The organism is Pseudoalteromonas pernae, from assembly GCF_039831865.1.
GTDB lineage: Bacteria > Pseudomonadota > Gammaproteobacteria > Enterobacterales > Alteromonadaceae > Pseudoalteromonas > Pseudoalteromonas pernae.
Genome location: NZ_JBDODM010000004.1, coordinates 100479 through 121681 on the forward strand (window position 1 = coordinate 100479; position 21203 = coordinate 121681).

General features: G+C 46.0%; 21 protein-coding genes. 15 read left to right on the forward strand and 6 right to left on the reverse strand.

Going from position 1 to position 21203, the window contains the following annotated elements; all coding sequences use genetic code 11:
* Positions 1 to 780: a putative metalloprotease CJM1_0395 family protein gene (locus V1358_RS10635; protein WP_347393536.1), complete on the forward strand. Its 780-nt coding sequence runs from the start codon at positions 1 to 3 to the stop codon at positions 778 to 780.
* 59 nt (positions 781 to 839) lie between these two features.
* On the opposite strand, the gene V1358_RS10640 is transcribed toward V1358_RS10635, so the two are convergent.
* The 3 genes from V1358_RS10640 to V1358_RS10650 all read right to left on the reverse strand — a co-directional run bounded on the left by V1358_RS10640 (position 840) and on the right by V1358_RS10650 (position 4210).
* Positions 840 to 3158, reverse strand: coding sequence for a Tex family protein (locus V1358_RS10640; RefSeq protein WP_347393537.1), 2319 nt, complete (start codon positions 3156 to 3158; stop codon positions 840 to 842).
* A gap of 135 nt (positions 3159 to 3293) precedes the next feature.
* Positions 3294 to 3872, reverse strand: coding sequence for a CBS domain-containing protein (locus tag V1358_RS10645; RefSeq protein ID WP_347393538.1), 579 nt, complete (start codon positions 3870 to 3872; stop codon positions 3294 to 3296).
* A 38-nt stretch (positions 3873 to 3910) separates the two neighbouring features.
* Positions 3911 to 4210: a hypothetical protein gene (locus V1358_RS10650; RefSeq protein ID WP_347393539.1), complete on the reverse strand. Its 300-nt coding sequence runs from the start codon at positions 4208 to 4210 to the stop codon at positions 3911 to 3913.
* 90 nt (positions 4211 to 4300) lie between these two features.
* Between V1358_RS10650 and greB the strand changes: the two genes are divergently transcribed.
* From greB to envZ, 3 genes are all read left to right on the forward strand, one after another.
* A complete protein-coding gene (gene greB / locus V1358_RS10655) occupies positions 4301 to 4786 on the forward strand; it encodes a transcription elongation factor GreB (RefSeq protein WP_347391295.1) in 486 nt (161 codons plus the stop codon).
* A 161-nt stretch (positions 4787 to 4947) separates the two neighbouring features.
* The gene (gene ompR / locus V1358_RS10660; protein WP_347391294.1) at positions 4948 to 5667 is read left to right on the forward strand and encodes an osmolarity response regulator transcription factor OmpR; all 720 of its coding nucleotides are present in this window, start codon (positions 4948 to 4950) and stop codon (positions 5665 to 5667) included.
* Positions 5668 to 6987 carry a two-component system sensor histidine kinase EnvZ gene (gene envZ, locus V1358_RS10665; RefSeq protein WP_347393540.1) on the forward strand — a complete coding sequence of 440 codons (1320 nt, stop codon included), beginning with the start codon at positions 5668 to 5670 and terminating at the stop codon, positions 6985 to 6987. It abuts the gene before it with no gap.
* A gap of 179 nt (positions 6988 to 7166) precedes the next feature.
* On the opposite strand, the gene V1358_RS10670 is transcribed toward envZ, so the two are convergent.
* From V1358_RS10670 to hslR, 3 genes are all read right to left on the reverse strand, one after another.
* Entirely contained in the window at positions 7167 to 8705 is a 1539-nt protein-coding gene (locus V1358_RS10670; protein WP_347391292.1) for a phosphoenolpyruvate carboxykinase, read from the reverse strand.
* 319 nt (positions 8706 to 9024) lie between these two features.
* Positions 9025 to 9870 carry an Hsp33 family molecular chaperone HslO gene (gene hslO / locus V1358_RS10675; protein WP_347393541.1) on the reverse strand — a complete coding sequence of 282 codons (846 nt, stop codon included), beginning with the start codon at positions 9868 to 9870 and terminating at the stop codon, positions 9025 to 9027.
* Between the two features lie 8 nt (positions 9871 to 9878).
* Positions 9879 to 10283, reverse strand: a complete 405-nt coding sequence (hslR, locus tag V1358_RS10680) for a ribosome-associated heat shock protein Hsp15 (protein WP_440589891.1) — start codon at positions 10281 to 10283, stop codon at positions 9879 to 9881.
* A 203-nt stretch (positions 10284 to 10486) separates the two neighbouring features.
* On the opposite strand from hslR, the gene gspC reads away from it, so the two are divergent.
* The 11 genes from gspC to V1358_RS10735 are packed head-to-tail and all read left to right on the forward strand — an operon-like array spanning position 10487 to position 21203.
* The gene (gspC, locus tag V1358_RS10685) at positions 10487 to 11431 is read left to right on the forward strand and encodes a type II secretion system protein GspC (RefSeq protein WP_347393543.1); all 945 of its coding nucleotides are present in this window, start codon (positions 10487 to 10489) and stop codon (positions 11429 to 11431) included.
* Positions 11432 to 11454: 23 nt separating this feature from the next.
* On the forward strand, positions 11455 to 13521 hold the full coding sequence (gene gspD, locus V1358_RS10690; protein WP_347393544.1) for a type II secretion system secretin GspD: 2067 nt from the start codon (positions 11455 to 11457) through the stop codon (positions 13519 to 13521).
* 52 nt (positions 13522 to 13573) lie between these two features.
* Positions 13574 to 15070 carry a type II secretion system ATPase GspE gene (gene gspE / locus V1358_RS10695; protein ID WP_440589744.1) on the forward strand — a complete coding sequence of 499 codons (1497 nt, stop codon included), beginning with the start codon at positions 13574 to 13576 and terminating at the stop codon, positions 15068 to 15070.
* Positions 15070 to 16302, forward strand: coding sequence for a type II secretion system inner membrane protein GspF (gene gspF / locus V1358_RS10700; RefSeq protein ID WP_347391286.1), 1233 nt, complete (start codon positions 15070 to 15072; stop codon positions 16300 to 16302). Before gspE ends, gspF begins: the two co-directional genes overlap by 1 nt.
* 42 nt (positions 16303 to 16344) lie before the next feature.
* On the forward strand, positions 16345 to 16767 hold the full coding sequence (gspG, locus tag V1358_RS10705; RefSeq protein ID WP_347391390.1) for a type II secretion system major pseudopilin GspG: 423 nt from the start codon (positions 16345 to 16347) through the stop codon (positions 16765 to 16767).
* Between the two features lie 5 nt (positions 16768 to 16772).
* A complete protein-coding gene (gspH, locus tag V1358_RS10710) occupies positions 16773 to 17351 on the forward strand; it encodes a type II secretion system minor pseudopilin GspH (protein ID WP_347393545.1) in 579 nt (192 codons plus the stop codon).
* Positions 17348 to 17752, forward strand: a complete 405-nt coding sequence (gene gspI / locus V1358_RS10715) for a type II secretion system minor pseudopilin GspI (RefSeq protein WP_347391284.1) — start codon at positions 17348 to 17350, stop codon at positions 17750 to 17752. The genes gspH and gspI overlap by 4 nt, the downstream gene beginning before the upstream one ends.
* Entirely contained in the window at positions 17752 to 18549 is a 798-nt protein-coding gene (gene gspJ, locus V1358_RS10720) for a type II secretion system minor pseudopilin GspJ (protein WP_347391283.1), read from the forward strand. Before gspI ends, gspJ begins: the two co-directional genes overlap by 1 nt.
* Complete coding sequence (gene gspK, locus V1358_RS10725) at positions 18539 to 19534, forward strand: type II secretion system minor pseudopilin GspK (RefSeq protein ID WP_347393749.1); 996 nt, start codon at positions 18539 to 18541, stop codon at positions 19532 to 19534. The genes gspJ and gspK overlap by 11 nt, the downstream gene beginning before the upstream one ends.
* Positions 19531 to 20736 (forward strand): type II secretion system protein GspL, encoded by a 1206-nt coding sequence (gspL, locus tag V1358_RS10730; protein ID WP_347391282.1) that lies wholly within the window; start codon positions 19531 to 19533, stop codon positions 20734 to 20736. The genes gspK and gspL overlap by 4 nt, the downstream gene beginning before the upstream one ends.
* A complete protein-coding gene (locus tag V1358_RS10735; protein ID WP_347391281.1) occupies positions 20733 to 21203 on the forward strand; it encodes a type II secretion system protein M in 471 nt (156 codons plus the stop codon). Before gspL ends, V1358_RS10735 begins: the two co-directional genes overlap by 4 nt.

The following is a 21203-nucleotide window of genomic DNA, read 5'->3' on the forward strand; positions in this document are numbered from 1 at the left end:
ATGAATATTATCACGCCGTTTCCTGCCTACAATGTAAACACAGCTAACGTTTACACCGAAAGCGCGCGTCGTGATAACCAATTGCGCGAAGTAATACCTGCGCCACAAGCTTCTTCTCAAAGTGCAACGGACAACAAAGCCGCGTCCGATGCAGATAAAGCACGCACACCCGCGCAAAGCAAAGAAACGCAAGAAACCAACAAGCAGCAAAGTGAAGAGCAACGTGCTGTTGGCGAGCGTGATGAAGAGTCTTCACAAGAAGGGTCTTCTGAGGATAAAGAGCAGCAGCGCAAAGAGCAGCAACAAATCGAAGAACTCGCTGCCCGCGACCAAGAAGTGCGTATGCACGAGCAAGCCCATGCGTCAGTGGGTGGGCGATATGCAGGTTCGCCATCTTACGAGTACCAACGTGGTCCTGATGGTAAAAGCTATGCTGTCGGTGGTGAGGTACCCATCGATATTTCAGAGGTCCCAGGCGACCCTCGTGCCACTATCGAAAAGATGCAGCAAGTACGTTCTGCCGCTTTGGCGCCGGCGGAGCCTTCAGGAGCTGATAGATCTATCGCCAGTGAGGCGACACGCAAATTAGCGCAGGCACAAACAGAGCTTGCGAATCAAAACGATGAAGAGCAGAAGAAGCAGCCGGCATATTCAGTGTCAGAGCCGACAAAACGATTCACTAGAGAAGATGCGGTAGAGTCTCGCGCATTACGTATCGCTGATTTTTACCAGCAAGCGAGTAAACCGAGCGACTTTTCGTCTTTATCTACCAGCGCTTAAGAAAGAAGTTGAGATAAAAAACGCAGCCTAGGCTGCGTTTTTTTGTGATGCAATTACACTTACTTTTTCAGTTTTGCAAATGCTTCGGCAAAAGCGTTACCCATCGCCGCATTGCCTTGATCTTGGCGATTGCGGTTTTGTGATTTGGCTTTACCCGGTGCAGCCTTTTTCGCTGTCGGCTTTTGCTCTTGTTTAGCAGAGCTGGTTTGTACTTCATCATTCAAACGCATAGTAAAGCTGATGCGTTTGCGGGCTGTGTCTACTTCAACCACTTTCACTTTAACAATATCACCCGCCTTCACCACTTCGCGCGGGTCAGAGATGAATTTGTCAGTTAATGCTGAGATATGCACTAAGCCATCTTGGTGAACACCTACGTCTACGAAAGCACCAAAATTCGCAACGTTTGAAACGACACCTTCAAGGACCATACCTGGTTTCAAGTCAGAAATGGTTTCTACGCCCGCTTTGAACGCAGCTGTTTTGAATTCAGGGCGCGGGTCGCGACCCGGTTTGTGTAATTCATTGATGATATCGGTCACAGTGGGTAGACCGAAAGTCTCATCAGTGTAATCTTTGGCATCGAGACCTTTAAGTACAGTGACATTACCAATCAATGAGCCGATGTCTTGATCGTTGGCGGCACAAATATTCTTAACCACAGGGTACGCTTCAGGGTGAACGGCAGAGGCATCAAGAGGGTCGGTGCCATTGACGATGCGTAAGAAACCAGCGCTTTGTTCAAAGGCTTTTGGTCCAAGACGCTCCACCTTCTTCAATTGACTGCGATTCGCGAATGCACCGTTATTATCGCGGTAAGAAACGATGTTCTGCGCCAAGGTTTTATTTAATCCAGAAACTCGAGTGAGCAAAGGAACTGACGCAGTGTTCACATCGACACCTACGGCGTTTACACAGTCCTCAACGACAGATGTAAGCGTCTGGCCCAACTGGCTTTGCGATACGTCATGTTGATACTGGCCTACACCAATCGACTTTGGCTCAATTTTTACCAATTCAGCAAGAGGGTCTTGTAAGCGACGTGCGATCGATACTGCACCGCGCAGCGACACATCTAAATCTGGAAACTCTTGCGCAGCGAATTCAGAAGCAGAGTAAACCGATGCCCCCGCTTCACTAACCATGATCTTATTGAGCTTTAATTCAGGCGCACTTTTAATAAATTCGGCTATTAGTTTGTCACTTTCACGGCTTGCGGTGCCGTTACCTATGGCAATCAACTCGACATTGTACTGACGGCACAATTGCTCGATGGTACGCAGAGATTTGTCCCATTGATTTTGTGGTGCATGTGGGAAAATAGTGTTGGTTGCCAGTAATTTACCCGTAGCATCCACGACTGCGATTTTACAGCCCGTACGTAAACCAGGATCCAGTCCTAGAGTGACTTTGGCGCCAGCCGGTGCAGCCATTAATAAGTCTTTAAGATTCTTTGCAAATACATCTATTGCGCCAGTTTCAGCGTGCTCGCGCATATTTGCCAGAAACTCGTTTTCTAAATGCAAAGAAAGCTTCACTTTCCATGTCCATTGCGCAACTTGCTGGAGCCATTTACTTGCAGCCTTGCCTTCAACGGCTAAGCCAAAGTGTGTGGCTATCATGTTTACACATAATGCGTGACCGTCTTCACTTTGTGCATCTGGATTGATGTTCAGAGTTAAAATGCCTTCATTTCGTGCACGCAGCATGGCAAGCGCTCGGTGTGATGGAATTGTGGCGATTGCTTCACTGTGTTCAAAGTAATCTTGGTATTTCACGCCCGCTTTTTCTTGGCCAGCAATAACCGTACTAGTGATATGGCCATGCTGCTTGATTTGGCTGCGCAGCTTAGCGAGTAGTTTCGCATCTTCAGCAAAGCGTTCCATCAAGATATATCGTGCACCGTCAAGGGCAGCTTTGGTGTCAGCGATACCTTTGTCGCTATCAATGAAAGCGGCTGCTTCATGCTCTGGATCTAAATTAGGATCAGCGAATAGCGCATCTGCAAGTGGTGTTAGGCCCGCCTCAATGGCGATTTGGCCTTTAGTACGACGTTTAGGCTTGTAAGGAAGATAAAGATCTTCTAACTCTGTTTTCGTTGTCGCGGCATTAATATCAGCATTTAATTGTGCAGTGAGCTTATCTTGCTCGGCAATTGTCTTGATGATGAACTGGCGGCGTTCTTCTAGTTCACGAAGATAACCCAGGCGCTGCTCTAAAGTGCGTAGCTGTGTGTCATCTAATCCGCCTGTGACCTCTTTACGGTAACGGGCGATGAAAGGCACGGTTGCGCCTTCATCTAATAATTTGGTTGCTGCGAGTACTTGATGTTCTTGCGCCTGAAGTTCTTGCGCAAGAATCGAGGTGAGATTACCCATTAAAAACCTTTTGATTTCATGCTCTGCGTGAGAGCGAGTACCTATTAAATTAGTTGGATAATATCACAGCTAAGTCTTAACAGAAGGGCAAATTTCGCCATCCTTGGCGACACGTAATAGGAATCAAACTAACAATTAATGAGGGTGTTCGACGGATGCCACCACATCTTGGAAAGATTGTGCAACCGGCGTGATATCCAAGCCCACTCCCAGTGCTTTTGCAATCTTACGGGCGTTGAAGATACCGCGAATTTGTTCTCTGTCAGTAACCATCAAATAAAAGCTGCCGCGATGTTCCATTGTGGTAAGCACATTGCCCAAATTGGTATTGCGTGCATTTTGCAGTGAAATACACGGGAGTACATGCAATGAGCGCATAACATCATGAACAAGTAAATCGCTTGGCTTCAAGCCCATTTGCAAGGCTTGTGTAGTAACACGAATGCTTTGTAATTCAACGCTTGAAGTCACGCCAACCACTTGCCCTTTGTCGTCCATTACCATGAGTGCATCTGTGGGTGTGGCCGTTGCTAATTTGCGCGCGGCATCAAGCGGTGTATTTGCCAAAATGCTGATAGGGGCCTTAACAGTGAAGTCTTGCATTAAAGTGGTCGCAGGGCTTGTTAAGTTTAGCGCTTGTTCTGTTTGCTCAGTTGAAACAAGGCGTGCACCGCTAGATACGTGATGAGTACGTAAAAAGTTGAAATTAGTCATAATAATTCTCCAAAAAAATGTAAGTGAAAACTGATTTTTTAGGAGAAAATAGGCGGGGCTCTTTGTTGCGCACTGGTAATTACTTGATGGCTAAGTACCTCAACTGGCGTTTGGGTAGCATCATTGTAATTGTGTGTGTGAGTCTTTAGATTACTGGCAAAGCACGTATCAGGTTCATCTTCAGTGTCAGAATCTTGATGAGTGCATTGTGAAGAGTCGACTTGAATAGTCAGTGTATACTGATCGGCAGTAGATGGCGCATTGGCGAACATGTGCTGGCTGGCGATTAAGCCAGTGAAAGCAAACAAGCCAAATAAAAATATAAGGGTGTATTTCATGTTGTACTGTTGCAAAACATCACCCACCTCTAAACTACTACCTACTGGTAAATATGGTCCCAGTAAAATGAACAAAAACTGAATGAAAAGATGAAGACGAAATTAATTACTCGCAAAGGGTACAAAAAATTACAGCAAGAACTCGACTTCTTGTGGCGTACGGAACGGCCAGAAGTGACTAAAAAAGTCGCATGGGCCGCGAGTCTTGGGGATCGCTCTGAAAACGCGGATTATCAATACAACAAAAAACGTTTGCGCGAAATAGACCGTCGTGTACGTTACCTCACCAAGCGCTTAGATGAACTTCGAATCGTGGATTATAGCCATGAACAAGCTGGCAAAGTGTTTTTTGGTGCTTTTGTAGAGGTGGAAGATGAAAACGCAGAGGTGCTCAGCTTTCAGATTGTGGGACCTGATGAAATCTATGACAACAAAGGCGTGGTATCGATAGACGCTCCCATGGCGCGGGCATTACTTAAAAAAGAGGTGGATGATGAGGCGTGGGTCAATACACCAACAGGCCGCAAAGTATGGTACATCAATAGCATCCGTTATGATGTTGATGATGCACAGTAGCCCCTGTGTTGGCTACTTACACTGAGTCTTGATTCAGTTCATAGCGTGTCTGCTGTGCAAGTTTCGAAAACAAATGTAACAATCTTCTCAATCGTGAACATTTCCCAAGCGCGTTAATTCGCATATAGTTAAGTAACTATAAGAAAAATTAAGCAATTAACATGGGACAAGAAACAACAAAAATTCTCGTAGTGGATGACGACATGCGTCTGCGCAGCTTGTTAGAGCGTTACTTAGTAGAGCAGGGCTTTATTGTTCGTAGTGCGGCAAACTCTGAGCAAATGGATAAGCTCCTAGAACGAGAAAATTTCCATCTTATGGTACTCGATTTGATGTTACCTGGCGAAGATGGCTTGTCTATATGCCGCCGGTTGCGACAAAAAGAAAATGAGATCCCCATCGTCATGCTGACTGCGAAAGGCGATGAGGTTGATCGTATCATTGGTCTGGAACTAGGAGCCGATGATTACATTCCAAAACCTTTTAACCCTCGTGAATTACTTGCTCGCATCAAAGCAATTTTGCGTCGCCGCGCAAAAGAGGTGCCAGGTGCCCCAGCAGCCGAAGAAAACCAAGTGAAGTTCGGTGAGTTTGCGTTGAACTTAGCAACTCGAGAAATGACCCGTGGTGACGAAGTTATTTCACTTACCAGCGGTGAATTTGCTGTACTGAAAGCCTTAGTGTCACATCCTCGAGAGCCTTTGAGTCGAGATAAATTAATGAACTTGGCACGTGGCCGCGACTACAGCGCATTAGAGCGCAGCATTGACGTTCAAGTCTCTCGTTTGCGTCGTATGATAGAAGCGGACGCAGCGAATCCACGATATATTCAAACAGTGTGGGGGCTGGGCTACGTTTTCGTGCCTGACGGAAACAAGTAGATGCGTATATTTCCCAAAAGTGCATTTGGCCAAACCGTGTTTTTGGTCGGTGCACTGTTGCTGATTAACCAAGTCGTGTCCTATGTGGCGGTGAGCTTTTACGTCGTGAAGCCCACCATTGAGCAAGTGAACATCATGCTTGCCAAACAAGTTAAAACTGTATTCATCGGTGTTAACGACGGTATTGAAGTGAGTGAAGCAGTATCAAAACGCTTCTTTGAGGAAACCGGCATTGAGCTGTTGACCCAGCGTGAAGCTTACATTAATGGCCTTGGCCAAGCGCGCGAATATTCAATGTTGTCGAATATCATGTCTGAACAACTCAACGGCTCAGCCCGCGTGCGTATCAGCCAAACAAACCCACTTGTGTATTGGATTGAACCACCGCAAGCACCGGGTTACTGGGTGCGAGTGCCTTTATCTGGCTTTACTGAAGCCAACATTGAATTCCTCACTTTCTACCTCACCAGTATCGGTTTTTTGAGCGTATTAGGTGGCTGGTTATTCGCACGACACTTGAACCGCCCGCTCAAAGCGTTGCAAGAAGCTGCGATTAAAGTAAGTAAGGGAGATTTTAGTACCAATGTGGCGGAGCAAGGCTCCACCGAGATGGTTGAGGTAACGAAGGCCTTTAATCAAATGTCGCGCAGTATCGCAGCACTTGAGCAGGACCGCCGCTTGTTGATGGCTGGGGTATCTCATGATCTTCGAACACCACTGACGCGCATACGTTTAGCGACAGAAATGATGTCCGCGGATGAAGACTACCTGCGCGATGGTATTATTCATGACATTGAAGACATGAATGCCATCATCGATCAGTTCATTGAATATCTGCGTCACCATGATAAAGGAGATTATCAACATGAAGATCTCAATGCCCTAGTCGAGGAAGTTGTGCATGCCGAGCAGCAACATGGGCGCCAGCAGGGCCGCAAAATTACCTGTGAACTCAACCCAAGCTTGCCCAACGTCCCATTGAGTAATGTAGCGATTAAACGCGTGCTCACCAACATGATTGAAAATGCAATTCGTTATTCCGATGGCGATATTGATGTGTCGACCCACTACTGTTTACGTAAAACGCATGTGTGTGTAAGCGTAAAAGACCGGGGACCGGGCATCCCTGAGTCGGAACTAGAAAAAGTGTTTGCGCCGTTTACCCAAGGTGACCAAGCTCGAGGTAGTGAGGGCAGTGGTCTCGGCCTTGCGATTATCAAACGGATTGTGACCATGCACAATGGTCGGGTAGAACTGAGAAACCGCGCCGAAGGTGGGTTGTGCGCGACGATTTACTTACCCATTAAAACGCCAGCATAATGCTGGCGTTTTCACTGTTAACTTCCAAGCCTTATCTCCTCTAGCAAGAAGTCGCCTTACTGACCTAGTGCAGGCAGTGATTGGTGATGAATATTTTTTACAGGCATTAAAAACGCCAGCATATAGCTGGCGTTGGTGTTGAATTCTCAGCGCAATGGCTAAGTTAAAGAAGCTTACCCTTAGCTTTTAGGGCCAGCTTGTTTAATTGCTTCTGATACATCGTACTTCGCGAAGTTCTCATTGAAATCAGTCGCTAGCTTCTGAGCGTACTCGGCGTACTTCTCTTTATCTGTCCACGTGTTGATTGGGTTAAGAACCGCACTATCAACACCAGGCACTGCAACTGGTACGTCAAGGTTAAGAACGTCGATGTGTTGTGTTTCAACGTCGGCAAGAGCGCCAGATACGATTGCATCAACAACAGCACGTGTAGTTGGGATATCAAAACGCTTACCGATACCGTAAGGTCCACCTGTCCAACCTGTGTTTACTAGGTAAACTTTAGCGCCGAACTCACGTACACGCTTCATCAGAAGCTCAGCATAAACGCCAGCTGGACGTGGGAAGAATGGTGCGCCAAAACAGGTTGAGAACGTTGATTCGATGTCAGAAGTAGAACCGATCTCAGTTGAGCCTACTTTCGCAGTGTAGCCACTTAGGAAGTGGTAAGCCGCAGCTTCTTCGCTTAGCACTGACACTGGAGGTAGCACACCACTTACGTCACATGTTAGGAATACAACCGCTTTAGGCTCGCCAGCACGGTTTTCTTCTTTACGCTTCGCAACGTGCTCAAGTGGGTAAGCTGCACGTGTGTTTTGCGTCAATGATGAATCTGTATAGTCAGGAGTGCGTGTGTCGTCTAGCACAACGTTTTCTAGGATTGTACCGAAACGGATAGCATCCCAGATAACTGGCTCGTTCTTTTGCGATAGGTCGATACATTTTGCGTAACAACCACCTTCAATGTTGAATACGCTGCCAGGTGCCCAACCGTGCTCGTCATCACCGATAAGGAAACGGCTAGGGTCGGCAGAAAGTGTGGTTTTACCTGTGCCAGATAGACCGAAGAATAATGCTGTGTCACCTGCTTCACCTACGTTTGCAGAGCAGTGCATAGGTAGCACGCCTTTTGCTGGAAGTAGGAAGTTCTGTACAGAGAACATAGACTTTTTCATTTCGCCTGCGTAGTGCATACCCGCAAGTAGTACTTTACGCTCTGCGAAGTTGATGATAACCGTTCCGTCACTGTTCGTACCGTCACGCTCTGGCTCACAAACGAAAGAAGGTACGTTTAGGATCTGCCACTGTGGCATATTTGCTTTGTTGAACTGCTCAGGCTCGATGAACATGTTCTTAGCAAAAACGTGGTGCCATGCAGTTTCAGTAGTTACAACGATTGGTAAATAGTGCTCTGGATCTGCACCTACTTCAAGGTGAGAAACGAAATGGTCATTCTTAGACACGTGAGCTTCAACGCGTTCCCAAAGGGCATTGAATTTCTCAGCGTCGAATGGACGGTTGACGTTGCCCCATTGAATGTCATTTTCAGTGCTTGGCTCTTTTACGATAAAACGATCGTTTGGTGAGCGACCAGTACGGCGACCAGTTTTAGCAACGAAAGCTCCATTTGCAGCAAGTGAGCCTTCGCCACGGCGAATAGCCTGCTCGATTAGTTCTGCGGTTGTAAGATCAACAAAACGAGTAGCGCTTGAAGTCATTTTTTTACCTAAAAGTTGTGAGAGGTTGAACGGGTTAATCTAAAGCTGTGTGAGAGTGCTTTATGCGATTTATAGTAACAGATGGTTTGGGCTTATACGAGCTTTGAAAGCCCTAAAAATGGCAGTTTTAGGTGAAAAAACATGAATAATTTCAGTGATACCGGTGTCATGAAAAATACATGTTTTATTGATACCGGTGTCATTTTTTTGCACAAAAAAACTCGGGTTTTAAGAGCCCGAGTTTTTATATACGACTAAGGGAGTATATTTGGATATATATCCTCTGCAATTACCTTATTTAGGTTCTTGCTCACTGAATTTAATTAAAGATAGCTTTAATTTGCTCTTCATTAAATTTGTAGTCGGTTAAGCAATAGTGACAGCTAATGACAATCTCACCATTTTTTTGGGCATCTGCTAGCAATTCATCTTTGCCTACATTCACGAGTGCATCAATGGTTTTATCACGGCTACAAGTGCATTTGAAACGCACTGGTTGAGGCTCAAATAGTTGTGGGTTGTCTTCATGATACAAACGAGTGAGTACCGTGTGTGCGTCAAGATTCAGTAACTCATCATTCGTCACGGTGTCGCTGAGGGCTTCAAGGTGACTAAAATCCACTTCCGACTTTTCTTTGTTGACTGGTAACACTTGCAAGAATAAGCCAGCCGCTTTTTCTTGGCCTGCTGTGACATCTGTTGCAAACCATAAGCGTGTCTGAAGTTGCTCTGATTGAACAAAGTATTGCTCGACGCATTTTGCCAAAGTGTCGTGTTCAAGTGGCACAATACCTTGATAGCGCTCACCTTTGACTGGAGTGATGGTGATGACCATGTGGCCTTTGCCCATTAATTCCAATAGGTTGTCACTATTCACTTCACCTTGTAGTCGTGCAACACCACGCATGTTTTGCTCATGATCGCCATTGATTGAGGCAAACTTTACCGGGCCATCGCCTTGGATTTGTACGCTAATATGACCCTGAAATTTCAATGTTGCCGTAAGCAAAGAGGTGGTTACAAAGAGCTCACCAAGCAACTTTTTAACAGGATCTGGGTAATCGTGGCCCGCGATCATGTTGGTGAAGGAATCACTGACTTGAACTAGCTCGCCGCGAACGTCGAGTTCTTCAAAAATATATCGATGTAATAAATCTTGCTGCATGTGTATCTCTATCTAGCTTTTAACTTCATCAGTTCACGGCGTTGCTTTTTATCAGGCTTGTGATCTGGGTGCGGGGCAAAGAAGGCGTTATTCTTCCTAGCAAGCGCATTTTCTTCACGTTTTTGCTTACTTTGCTCAGTTTCCTCGTAGCAAGTCACAGCAATGGGGGCGGCGACGCGTTTTTCAAGTAATTTTGTGACTGTGATGAGCTTTTCATCGAAGCCCTGAGCAAGACGGATACTACCGCCAATCTCTACAAGTTTGCTGGGTTTGCAGCGTTGGCCGTTATAGTGCACTTTGCCGCCTTGTACCATCTCTCTTGCGAGCGCACGGGTTTTGTATAAACGAACTGCCCATAACCACTTGTCCAAACGTACGCCTTGTGTATCTTGTTCAAGAATTTTTGCCACGATTTAAGGTCTGAATAATTACTCTCAATAGGGGTCAAAATTTAGCATATATGCGGGTGTAAAAAAAGTTGGCAACTTTGTAATACAGATGCCTTACTTAGCATGTACGCTGAGCCCCGAAAATTACAGTTTGCTACAGTGTACGCTTGTTGAACGTAGATGATGAATGTACTATGTGGCGTTAGTTAACAAATTAGTAATAGTGAATGGTTTTGGATTTAGCCCAACTACAACAAAGGCTTAAGCAACTTCCACAACGAAAAATTGTGGCTGCAATAGTGCTGATTGCAACAATTTATTGCGGCTATCTTGCAGCATCTTTAATGTGGTTGCTTTGGCCTCAGCCGAATACAGCTCCTGTGATTCCGCCTGTTGGCGTGTCTCAAAATAAAACAAATAGCGTCAATATTGCTGCAATAAGAGCGGTTAACCTATTTGGAGATGCGGCCTCTGCCCCTGTGGTACAGCAACAACAAGAAGTTATCAGTGATGCTCCGGAAACTCGCCTAAGCATTAATTTGACTGGGGTTGTTGCCGCGACAGACGATAAAAATGCGGGTTTAGCTATTATCGAGTCACAAGGTAATCAGGAAACGTATGGCATAGACGATGTGATCAAAGGTACTCGCGCAAAATTGGCCAAGGTAATGCCTGACAGAGCGATTTTAGACGTGAGCGGTCGTTTTGAAACTCTGATGCTAGATGGTTTGAGTTTCTCAAAAACGGTCAGTATGCCAGTTCCTGCAAGTAGACCAGAACCTGAGCCGGAACCAGAAGTTGGGCCCACAGAAGACATAGGTCCGACACAAACAGTTGACGCCACCGCAAACCCAGAACTCAAAGAAGAATTGTTGCAAAAGCGTGAAGAATTATTAGCTGACCCCGGCAAGTTGTCGGACTATATCCGTGTGTCACCGGTGCGTGAAAACGGTCAGTTACAAGGTTACAAATTAAGTCCAGGTAAAGATCCAGTGTTGTTTAAACAAATGGGTCTAGAAAATAATGATATTGCTGTTGCGATTAATGGCTATCAATTGACTGATATGAAGCAAGCAATGGCAGCATTGCAAGAGCTTCGTTCTAGTACTGATGCTGCGATTACGGTTAACCGTCAAGGGCAACTAATCGACGTGCAATTTAGCCTGCAATAATCACAAGCGTGGAGAAAAGAATAATGGGCGCGAAATTTCGCACAAAAATTATCAGCGGGCTTGCCAAATATGGTGCGCTTTTCCTAGCCGCTGGTATTAGCTTGAATTTATATGCTGTTGAGTATGCAGCGAACTTTAAAGGCACGGATATTAATGAGTTCATTAATATTGTCGGTAAAAACCTAAATAAAACAGTCATCATCGATCCTAACGTACGTGGCAAGATTAATGTACGCAGTTACGAGCTGATGGATGAAGAACTGTATTATCAATTTTTCCTCAACGTACTCGAAGTGCATGGCTTTGCAGCCGTTGAAATGCCAAACGGTATCATCAAAGTAGAAAAAAGCTCAGACGCGAAAAAATCTAATGTCCCAGTTATCGGTGAAGAAGATGGGTATGGCGGCGATATGCTCGTCACTCGTGTTGTGCGAGTCAAGAACGTAACAGTTCAAGAACTCGGTCCGCTAATTCGCCAATTCAGCGACCAAAAAGACGGCGGTCATGTTACAAACTTCAATCCATCGAACGTAATGATGCTGACGGGTAACGCGGAGTCGATTAACCGATTAGTGGAAATCATTCGTTTGGTTGACCAAGCAGGTGACAAGAGCGTTGATATTGTGCGTTTGAAGCACGCTACCGCTGCCGATGTTGTGTCTGTTGTTGACAATATTTTCAAAGATAACGGCAAAGGCAGTGTACCAGACTTCCTGATCCCGCGTGTTGTCGCCGATGAGCGTACCAACAGTGTGATCGTCAGTGGTGAAGGCCAAGCACGTACGCGCGCTATTGAGCTTGTGAAGCGTCTCGATAATGAGTTAGAAACAACGGGTAACACCAAAGTGTTCTACCTCAACTATGCCAAGGCGGTTGACCTAGTTAAAGTTCTTCAAGGTGTGAGTAAATCACTGACCGAAGAGCAACAAGGCAATGCGGCAGGGCAACGAACATCGCGCGGCAGTCGCTCAGATATCAGCATTGAAGCGCATGAAGATTCGAACTCACTGGTAATCACAGCACAGCCAGATATGATGCGCTCGCTTGAAAAAGTAATTGAACGCCTAGATGTGCGCCGTGCGCAAGTATTGGTTGAAGCGATTATCGTTGAAGTGTCGGAAGGCGATGGCATCAACTTTGGCATGCAATGGATCACCGAAGAAGGTGGCATGCTGCAATTTAACAACGGCACAACCGTGCCAGTCGGTTCTCTTGCTGTAGCAGCAGAGCAAGCGCGTGATAAGACCATTACAGATAATGTTGTAGGGTCTGAAACGGGCACGGCGACACAGGTAGATAGAACTGTCGAAGGTGACTTGGGCCCTCTTGCAGCACTTTTGGGCGGTATCAATGGCCTAGCGATGGGTATCGTGAAAAATGACTGGGGTGCAATCGTGCAAGCGGTGTCAAACGACACTAACTCGAACATTCTCGCGACGCCTTCAATCACGACGATGGATAACGAAGAAGCGTCGATGATCGTCGGTCAGGAAGTACCAATTATTACGGGTTCTTCTACTGGCAGTAATAACGCAAACCCATTCCAAACAGTTGAGCGTCAAGAAGTGGGTGTGAAGCTTAAAGTAACACCACAAATCAACGACGGTACCGCAGTACAGTTAACTATCGAACAGGAAGTTTCAAACGTAGCGGGCTCAACGGCGGTTGATATTTCTATCAACAAACGTGCTATCACTACTACGGTTCTTGCCGATGACGGTGGCATGGTTGTACTGGGTGGTTTGATTGACGAAGACGTACAAGAAAGTGTGTCAAAAGTTCCACTACTCGGTGATATCCCGGTGTTGGGTCATTTGTTTAAATCGACAAGCACATCAAAACGTAAGCGCAACCTGATTGTGTTTATTCGCCCAACGATTCTTCGTGATAGCGAAAGCATGAATCGTTTGAGTCACAGTAAGTACAACTTCATTCGTGGTGAGCAGTTGAAGCAAGAAGACGATGGTATTGATTTAATGCCATTCGAAGAAGTACCAACGCTTCCTGAGTGGAATGATGCACTGGTGTTGCCACCTACTTACGAAGAATACCTAAAAGAACAAAACAAAGCTGAGCGCAACAATGACTGAGCAGGTAGTCAATGATATGAGCACTGATGTGCCTGTCAGTGACGAAGAACTAATGGAAGTGTCGGAAGCAATTGCACATGCGCCACTTCGTTTGCCGTTTGCCTTTGCTCGTCGCTTTCAGGTTCTGTTGGTCGAAAAAGAAGAACTGTTGGTGTTGTATCATGCGCATGACTTAGTTGCGCATGTGCTCCTTGAAGTGCGCCGCTTTGCTGGCCGAGGCTTCAAAGTAGAGCGCTTAGCTGAAGATAAGTTTGAGCTACTTCTGGAAGCTTCCTATCAGCGGGATAGCTCGGAGACCCAGCAAATTATGGAAGACATCGGCAACGAAGCGGATCTCTTTTCACTTGCTGAAGAGTTGCCACAAACAGAAGACCTGTTAGCTGCAGATGACGATGCGCCTATCATCAAATTGATTAACGCCATGTTGGGCGAGGCAATCAAAGAAGGGGCATCGGATATTCATATCGAAACTTTCGAGCAAGATTTGGTTATTCGTTTCCGTGTCGATGGCGTGCTTAAAGAAGTATTAAAACCAAACCGCAAGCTCGCGTCGTTACTGGTATCGCGTATCAAGGTTATGGCGAAGTTGGATATCGCAGAGAAGCGCGTACCTCAAGATGGTCGTATTAGTCTCCGCATCGCAGGGCGAGCGGTGGATGTGCGTGTATCTACCATGCCATCAAGCTTCGGCGAACGAGTCGTGTTGCGTTTGCTTGATAAAAACAATGCACGATTGAACCTGCATGATTTAGGTATGACGCCTGATAACCAAGCGCTGTTTGCCGATCTTATCCGCAAGCCACACGGAATCATCCTAGTGACGGGCCCAACAGGTTCGGGTAAGAGTACTACCTTGTATGCTGGCATGAGCGAAATCAACAGCAGAGATAGAAATATTCTTACTGTTGAAGATCCAATTGAGTATGAGATCCCAGGTATCGGCCAAACACAGGTTAACCCAAAAGTGGATATGACTTTTGCTCGTGGTTTACGTGCAATTTTACGTCAAGACCCGGACGTGGTTATGGTCGGTGAGATCCGAGACTTGGAAACCGCGCAAATAGCTGTGCAAGCGTCATTAACGGGACACTTGGTGATGTCTACGCTGCACACCAACACAGCCTCTGGTGCTATCACTCGTATGGAAGACATGGGGGTTGAATCTTTCCTGCTGTCATCTTCGTTGTTGGGGGTGTTGTCGCAACGCTTAGTACGTACCTTGTGTGAGAGTTGTAAACAGCCACATGAGGCAGATCCGAGCGAGTGTGAATTGCTTGGCGTACCTAGCGATCAGGCCCCTATTATCTATCGAGCGGTAGGTTGTGAAGAGTGTAACTATAATGGTTACAGAGGTCGAACAGGTATCCATGAAATGTTGGTGGTTGATGACCACATTCGTGAACTCATTCACAACGGTAAAGGTGAGCAGGCAGTTGAGAAATACATTCGCCAGCGTAGCCCTAGTATCCGTGGTGATGGTTGTACTCGTGTTCTTGCCGGTAAAACGACCTTGGAAGAAGTAGTACGGGTTACCCGTGAGGAGCACTAGTGGCAGCGTTTGAATATCGCGCTTTAGATGGTCGAGGCAAAGAGAAAAAAGGGCTACTCGAGGCTGATACCGCAAAGCAAGTACGTCAACAATTGCGCGACAAAGGGCTAATGCCTTTGGCTGTGGAGTTAGCTGCGTCGCAAGAAAAAGCGAGTGCAGCTAGGTCTGGTTTTCTCAGTGGCTTCTTCAAGCCAAAAATCTCCACCTCCGATTTAGCACTGATCACTCGTCAATTGGCAACGTTGATTCAATCAGCTTTGCCTGTTGAAGCAGCAGTGATGGCCGTTGCCGAGCAATGTGAAAAGCCACGCTTGAAGAAAATGCTGATGGCCGTGCGTTCAAAGGTTGTTGAAGGTTATACCTTGGCGGATGGCTTAGCTGAGTTTCCTCATGTGTTCGATAATCTTTATCGTGCTATGGTCGCCGCAGGCGAAAAGTCAGGTCACCTTGATCAGGTTCTCAACCGCTTGGCAGATTACACTGAACAACGTCAATACATGCGCTCGCAAATCGTGCAGGCAATGGTTTATCCAACCATTTTGGTGATATTCGCCATCGCGATAGTGTCCATCTTACTTGGTACAGTTGTACCTAAAATTTTGAAGACATTTGAGAAGTCAAAACAAGCTTTACCATGGACCACTGAGTGGGTTATGGCAGCCAGTAACTTTGTACAAAATTATTGGATGATTAGTCTGGCAGTGATTGTAGTGGTGACCTTTGCAATCAAAAATGGCTTACAAAGACCTAAAATTCGCTTTTGGTATCACTCGCGCTTATTGTCCATGCCTGGTTTGGGCAAAGTAAGTCGAGGCTTGAATACAGCCCGATTTGCGCGAACTTTGAGTATCTTATCTTCGAGCTCAGTGCCGCTACTTGAGGGGATGAAAATCTCCGGTCAGGTACTGGAAAATGAGAAGATTAAAAAGGCGGTGAGTGAGGCGGCAACGCGCGTCAGTGAAGGTGCCAGTTTGCGAGCGTCACTTGAGCAAACCAAGCTTTTCCCACCGATGATGCTGCATATGATCGCCAGCGGTGAGAAATCTGGTGAGCTCGAACAGATGCTAGAGCGTGCAGCAGACAACCAAGATCGTGAGTTTGAAACCATGGTGAATGTGTCACTCAAACTTTTAGAACCCGCAATGATAGCCACCATGGCTATTATCGTGTTATTTATCGTGATGGCTATCTTACAGCCGATCATGGCCATGAATAAGGCCATTGGCCTGTAGGCCTTGGCGTTAACAGATTTCAGTAAATTAGAGGTAAAAATGATGAGAAAGCAATCTGGTTTTTCATTACTAGAAGTGATGGTGGTACTGGTCATCATCGGAATGATTATGTCGATTGTGGCGCCTAACATCATGGGCCAACAAGAAGAAGCGGCGCTAGATAAAGCACGCCTTGATATTCAACAAATTGAAGATGCGCTAAGCATGTATAAGTTACGCAACAAGACTTACCCTACTACAGAGCAAGGTCTTGAAGCATTGGTAACGAAAACAAGCATTGAGCCAATTCCTAAGCGTTTCCCTGAAGAAGGTTTTATTAAATCATTACCGGAAGATCCATGGGGTAATCCTTATCAGTTAATCTACCCAGGCGAAATTGGTAAAATCGATGTGTTTTCTATGGGCCCAGACGGTGAAGTGGGTACCGAAGATGATATCGGTAACTGGGACGAAGAAGAGCGTTAATATCGATGCGTGTGGATCATCAGCGAGGCTTTAGCTTATTAGAAATTTTAGTGGTGCTAGTGATAATAGCGTTCACCGCAAACCTGGTTGTATTTAGTATTGATGATTCACAAGAAGATGAGCTGGAGCAAGCCGCTCTGGCTCTGCAAACTAGTATTAACTTCGCATCTGAATACGCCATATTGAATCAAAAGCAACTCGGCTTGTATGTGGAAGACAACAAATACGAGTTTCTCACTTATGCTGAACAAAAGTGGCAACCACTAGAAGATGCTGAAGGTGTATTAAAGAAAAAGGAGTTTGAACCTCCTTTTTTACTAACACTGAACCAAGAAGATTTACATTGGGCACAAGATAGCTTGCTCAATGAGGTTGATTGGAAGCAGCTTCTTGGAGTCGATGATGATGACTTTCTCGAACTGCAAAAAATGACTATTCCGCAAGTAATGATATTGTCATCCGGTGAGATAAGCCCGTTTCAGATCAGGCTTGAGTTACAAAGTCCAGACGAAGAGTTAGTCCCTTATATCATCGAAGGTGAATTCATGGCGCCGGTTAGCCTCTATCGAGATGAACTACCATGATGCTTAGCTGCCGTAGCCTTGCCCAGGGCGTAACCAAAGGTTTTACGCTAATTGAAGTACTTGTTGCATTGAGTATTTGTGCAATGGCGGGGATCGCAGCGATGCAAATCGCAGGCGAGCACATTAATCATCTCTCCAGTATTGAAGAGCAAACGTATGCATCTTGGGTTGCCGAAAACCAGCTGGTTGAGATCAGAGCGCAGGGCGACAAGTGGCCGGCAAAAAATGGTGTTAAAGGAAAAACAGAGCTTGCAGGGGTAACTTGGTACTGGCAAGAAGAAGTGGTTCGTACAGCGGACAGTAGTTTTGTGAAAGTGGTCGTCAGCGTATTTACCGACGAAAAGCGTGAACAATTTGCTTATGAGCTAGCTACTTACGTTGACAAAGAGGCCGGAAAATAATGTCTCTTATTTCATCTGCAGCCTTTCAACCCAAAGCAGTAAAAGGTTTTACCCTTATAGAAGTGTTGGTGGCTTTGGCGATTATGGCTTTTATCATCGGCGCCACTCACCAAATATTTGAAAGTACCACCAAGGCGCAAGAATTTTCAGAAAAAACACTCGATGAATTGTCGCGCATGCAGACAGTTTTTAGGATGTTTGAACAAGATTTTAGTCAAATAACAAAACGTGCAGTGCGCAACGAAGCAGGTGATTTTCAAGAAGGGTACTTACTCCACGAACGCTATTTGTTTGGTAGTGAATTAGATGGTATCGCGTTTGTGCGCACTGGTTGGACAAACCCTGGCTATCTATTACCTCGGAGTGAATTACAAGCTGTGGCTTATCGCGTGCAAGAAGGGCGTTTAGAAAGACTTTACCGCTTGTATGTAGACCAACTCGATAGCACAGAGCCTAGGGTTCAGGTTTTAATTGAGAGCGTTGAAGACTTTAGTTTTGAGTTTTTTGATGCAGATAGCCAAAAATGGCAGCCGCAATGGCAAAAGGAAACACTACCCAAAGCGGTTGCAGTGACCTTAACACTTGAGGAAAGCGAACCAATTCGCCGTGCCTTTTTGTTAGCAGGGCAAGGTGTTAAACCTCAACCACCACAGTCAGGCAACTCTGGTAATAACCAAGGTGGTACGCAAGGGGGCAATCAAGGTAACTCAGGTGGAACCGGCGGTAATACTGGCGGCTCAGGCGGTCAATCAGGCGGAAGCAGCGGTGGTACTGGTGGAGGGCGATATGGGACCTAACCAGAGCAGTAGAGGTGCGGCACTTATCATCGTATTGTTTATTGTTGCGTTGGCTGCAACCATTGCTGCGCAGATGAGTATCAACTTAATGGTGCAAGTGCAAAAGTCCGCCAACTACGATGATTTCCGCCAGGCTAAATGGTATGCCTATTCCGCTGAAGCATTAGCGCAGAAAGTCATTCGCGAAAGCATTGAAAACGAGCCTGACAAAATGCACTTGAAGCAAAGCTGGGCGTTGGCCGCGAATACACCATTTCCTGTAGATGGCGGGACTATAAGTGGTGAAATCAAAGATTTACAGGCATGTTTGAACCTAAATGCTTTGCGTGCGGAACCAAGTTCCGCTCAAGGTGGCTACGTAAAAACAAACCCGGCCCACAAAGCGCTATTGGAACTGTTAAAGGAAATTGATGATTTGCCTACGCAGGAATCAGAAGAAGCCATGGCAGATAGCGTATTTGATTGGCTCGACGAAGACAGCATCACTATGCGCTCTGGTGCAGAAGAAGATGAGTATTTATCTCGAGATGTACCATATCTTACGGCCAATAACTTTTTTGCGGATGTATCGGAACTACGCTTAGTCAAAGGGTTTAACCCACTTGCGATGCAAAAGTTGATGCCCTATGTGTGCGTGATCCCAGACAATGAAGTATTCGCATTGAACGTGAACACCATCACCGAAGAACAAGCATTGCTGTTAGCTGCTATGGTTGAAGGGCTTTCAGAGTCTGCAGCGCAGTCAGTGATTTCGGCTAGACCTGAAGAAGGATTCGATTCATTGGCAGATTTTGCCAATGAAGTTACCCAACAAGGTGGTCAAAATGTGACTGCCGACGACAATAGATTTGTGCTTAAGAGTCAGTATTTTCAATTACAGACTACAGCAACATTTGTTGAATTTGAGTTTACTATGACGTCGCTACTACAAGTAGATAATAAAAATATAACTATTTTGGCGCGAAAATTTGGAGGCGTGCAGTGAGAGAGTCCTTACTGATCCACGTGGGCGAGCGCCCTGAACAACCGATTCATTGGTTGGTTTTTAATGCTGTTGAAGATGAAGTGATCGCCAGCGGTCAGCTTCAAGGTGCAGATGCCTTAGCTGAATTGTCCGAAAAGGCACAACACCGCGATTGCACGCTGATACTACCGAGTGCACAAGTGCAGTTGCAATCGGTCAAATTACCTGCGAAGTGGAGCCGAAAGCTTGCCCAAGCATTGCCATTTATGGTCGAAGAGCAAGTGGCGGTTGATATCGATACTCTTTTCATTGCTCAAGGTGATGCATACAGTCTGGGTGAAGAGCACTTTATCAATGTTGCCATGGTGAACAAGCAATGGCTGGCACATTGGCTGGATATGTGTGCTGAAGCAGATATAACGCCAGCGAAAGTGTATGTTGATGCATTATTGCTGCCCGAACCTGCAGAGGGGCGTGCTTCGGTACTTGCGTTGACTGATGATTGCTTTATTGTGCGTCACGGCGCATGGTTAGGGGCTCAGCTCGAGGCTACTTGGGCATCTGAGTTTTTGACCGCCGCACAGATTACGGCGCTTGATTTGTACAGCCCGTTGGCGGAAATACCCACTGCAGTAGAAGCACATAGCCACGAGGATAAATTCGAATTGCCATTAGCGATGTTTGCTAAGGCAACGTCACCGGTTAATTTGCGCCAAGGCGCTTTCGCTTATAAGAAAAAGAGCAGCGGCTGGATTAAAGTCTGGCGTCCGGCCATTGCTGCATCTGTGGTTACTTTACTGTTTATGTTGGGTGTTAAAGGTGCGCAGTGGTATCACTATTCTCAAGCGGCCAATGCAACGAAAGAGCAAGTGGTATCGACATATGAAAAAGCCTTCCCAGGAACAAAAGTACGACCGCATTTATTGCGTAACCAAATAAATAAAGCCTTGGGGGATAGCGGTAGTAGCGACAGCGCCCGCTTTTTGGTAATGCTGCAAGACTTTGCTGATATCGTGCAGCAAAGTGAGCAGTTTGTGACGCAGACATTACGCTTTGATCAGCGTCGTAACGAGCTTCGAGTCGGTGCTCGAGCGAAAGACTTCCAAAGTTTTGCGCAAGTTAAGGCACGGTTGGAGCAGCGAGGATTTGAAGTCGAGCAAGGTTCATTAAATAATGACGGTGAAAGTGTGGTTGGGGAATTACGCATTAAGGGGGCGCAATGAGCAGCTTGACTAATTATTGGCAATCACTTAAACCGCAAGAGCAAACCTTGCTGTCCATCGCTGGCGTCATTTTTGTGATTTTCTTTTTCGTCATGGCTATCTATCGTCCTTTAAATAGTGCCGTGGACAGCGCCAAACAAGAATCAGAAAAACAGCAGGAGCTACTGCAATTTGTGCAGCAGAGTGTGGTGCAAATCAAAGCTAAAGGCAGTAACGTACAAGCGGCCTCTTCCGGTAATGTGACTCAAGTGGTGAACCGTACTCGCAGTCGTTACCAAATTGAAATCAGCCGTATGCAACCGAGCGGTGATGGCTTACGTTTGAATATTGATAGTGTGCCTTTTAACCAGCTACTTGCTTGGTTGGATGAGATTGTGCATCAACATGGGCTTACCATTTCAAATATCGAGTTGTCGCTCGATCCGAAACCTGGCCATGTTCGTGTTAGCCGTATTGTATTGGAGTAA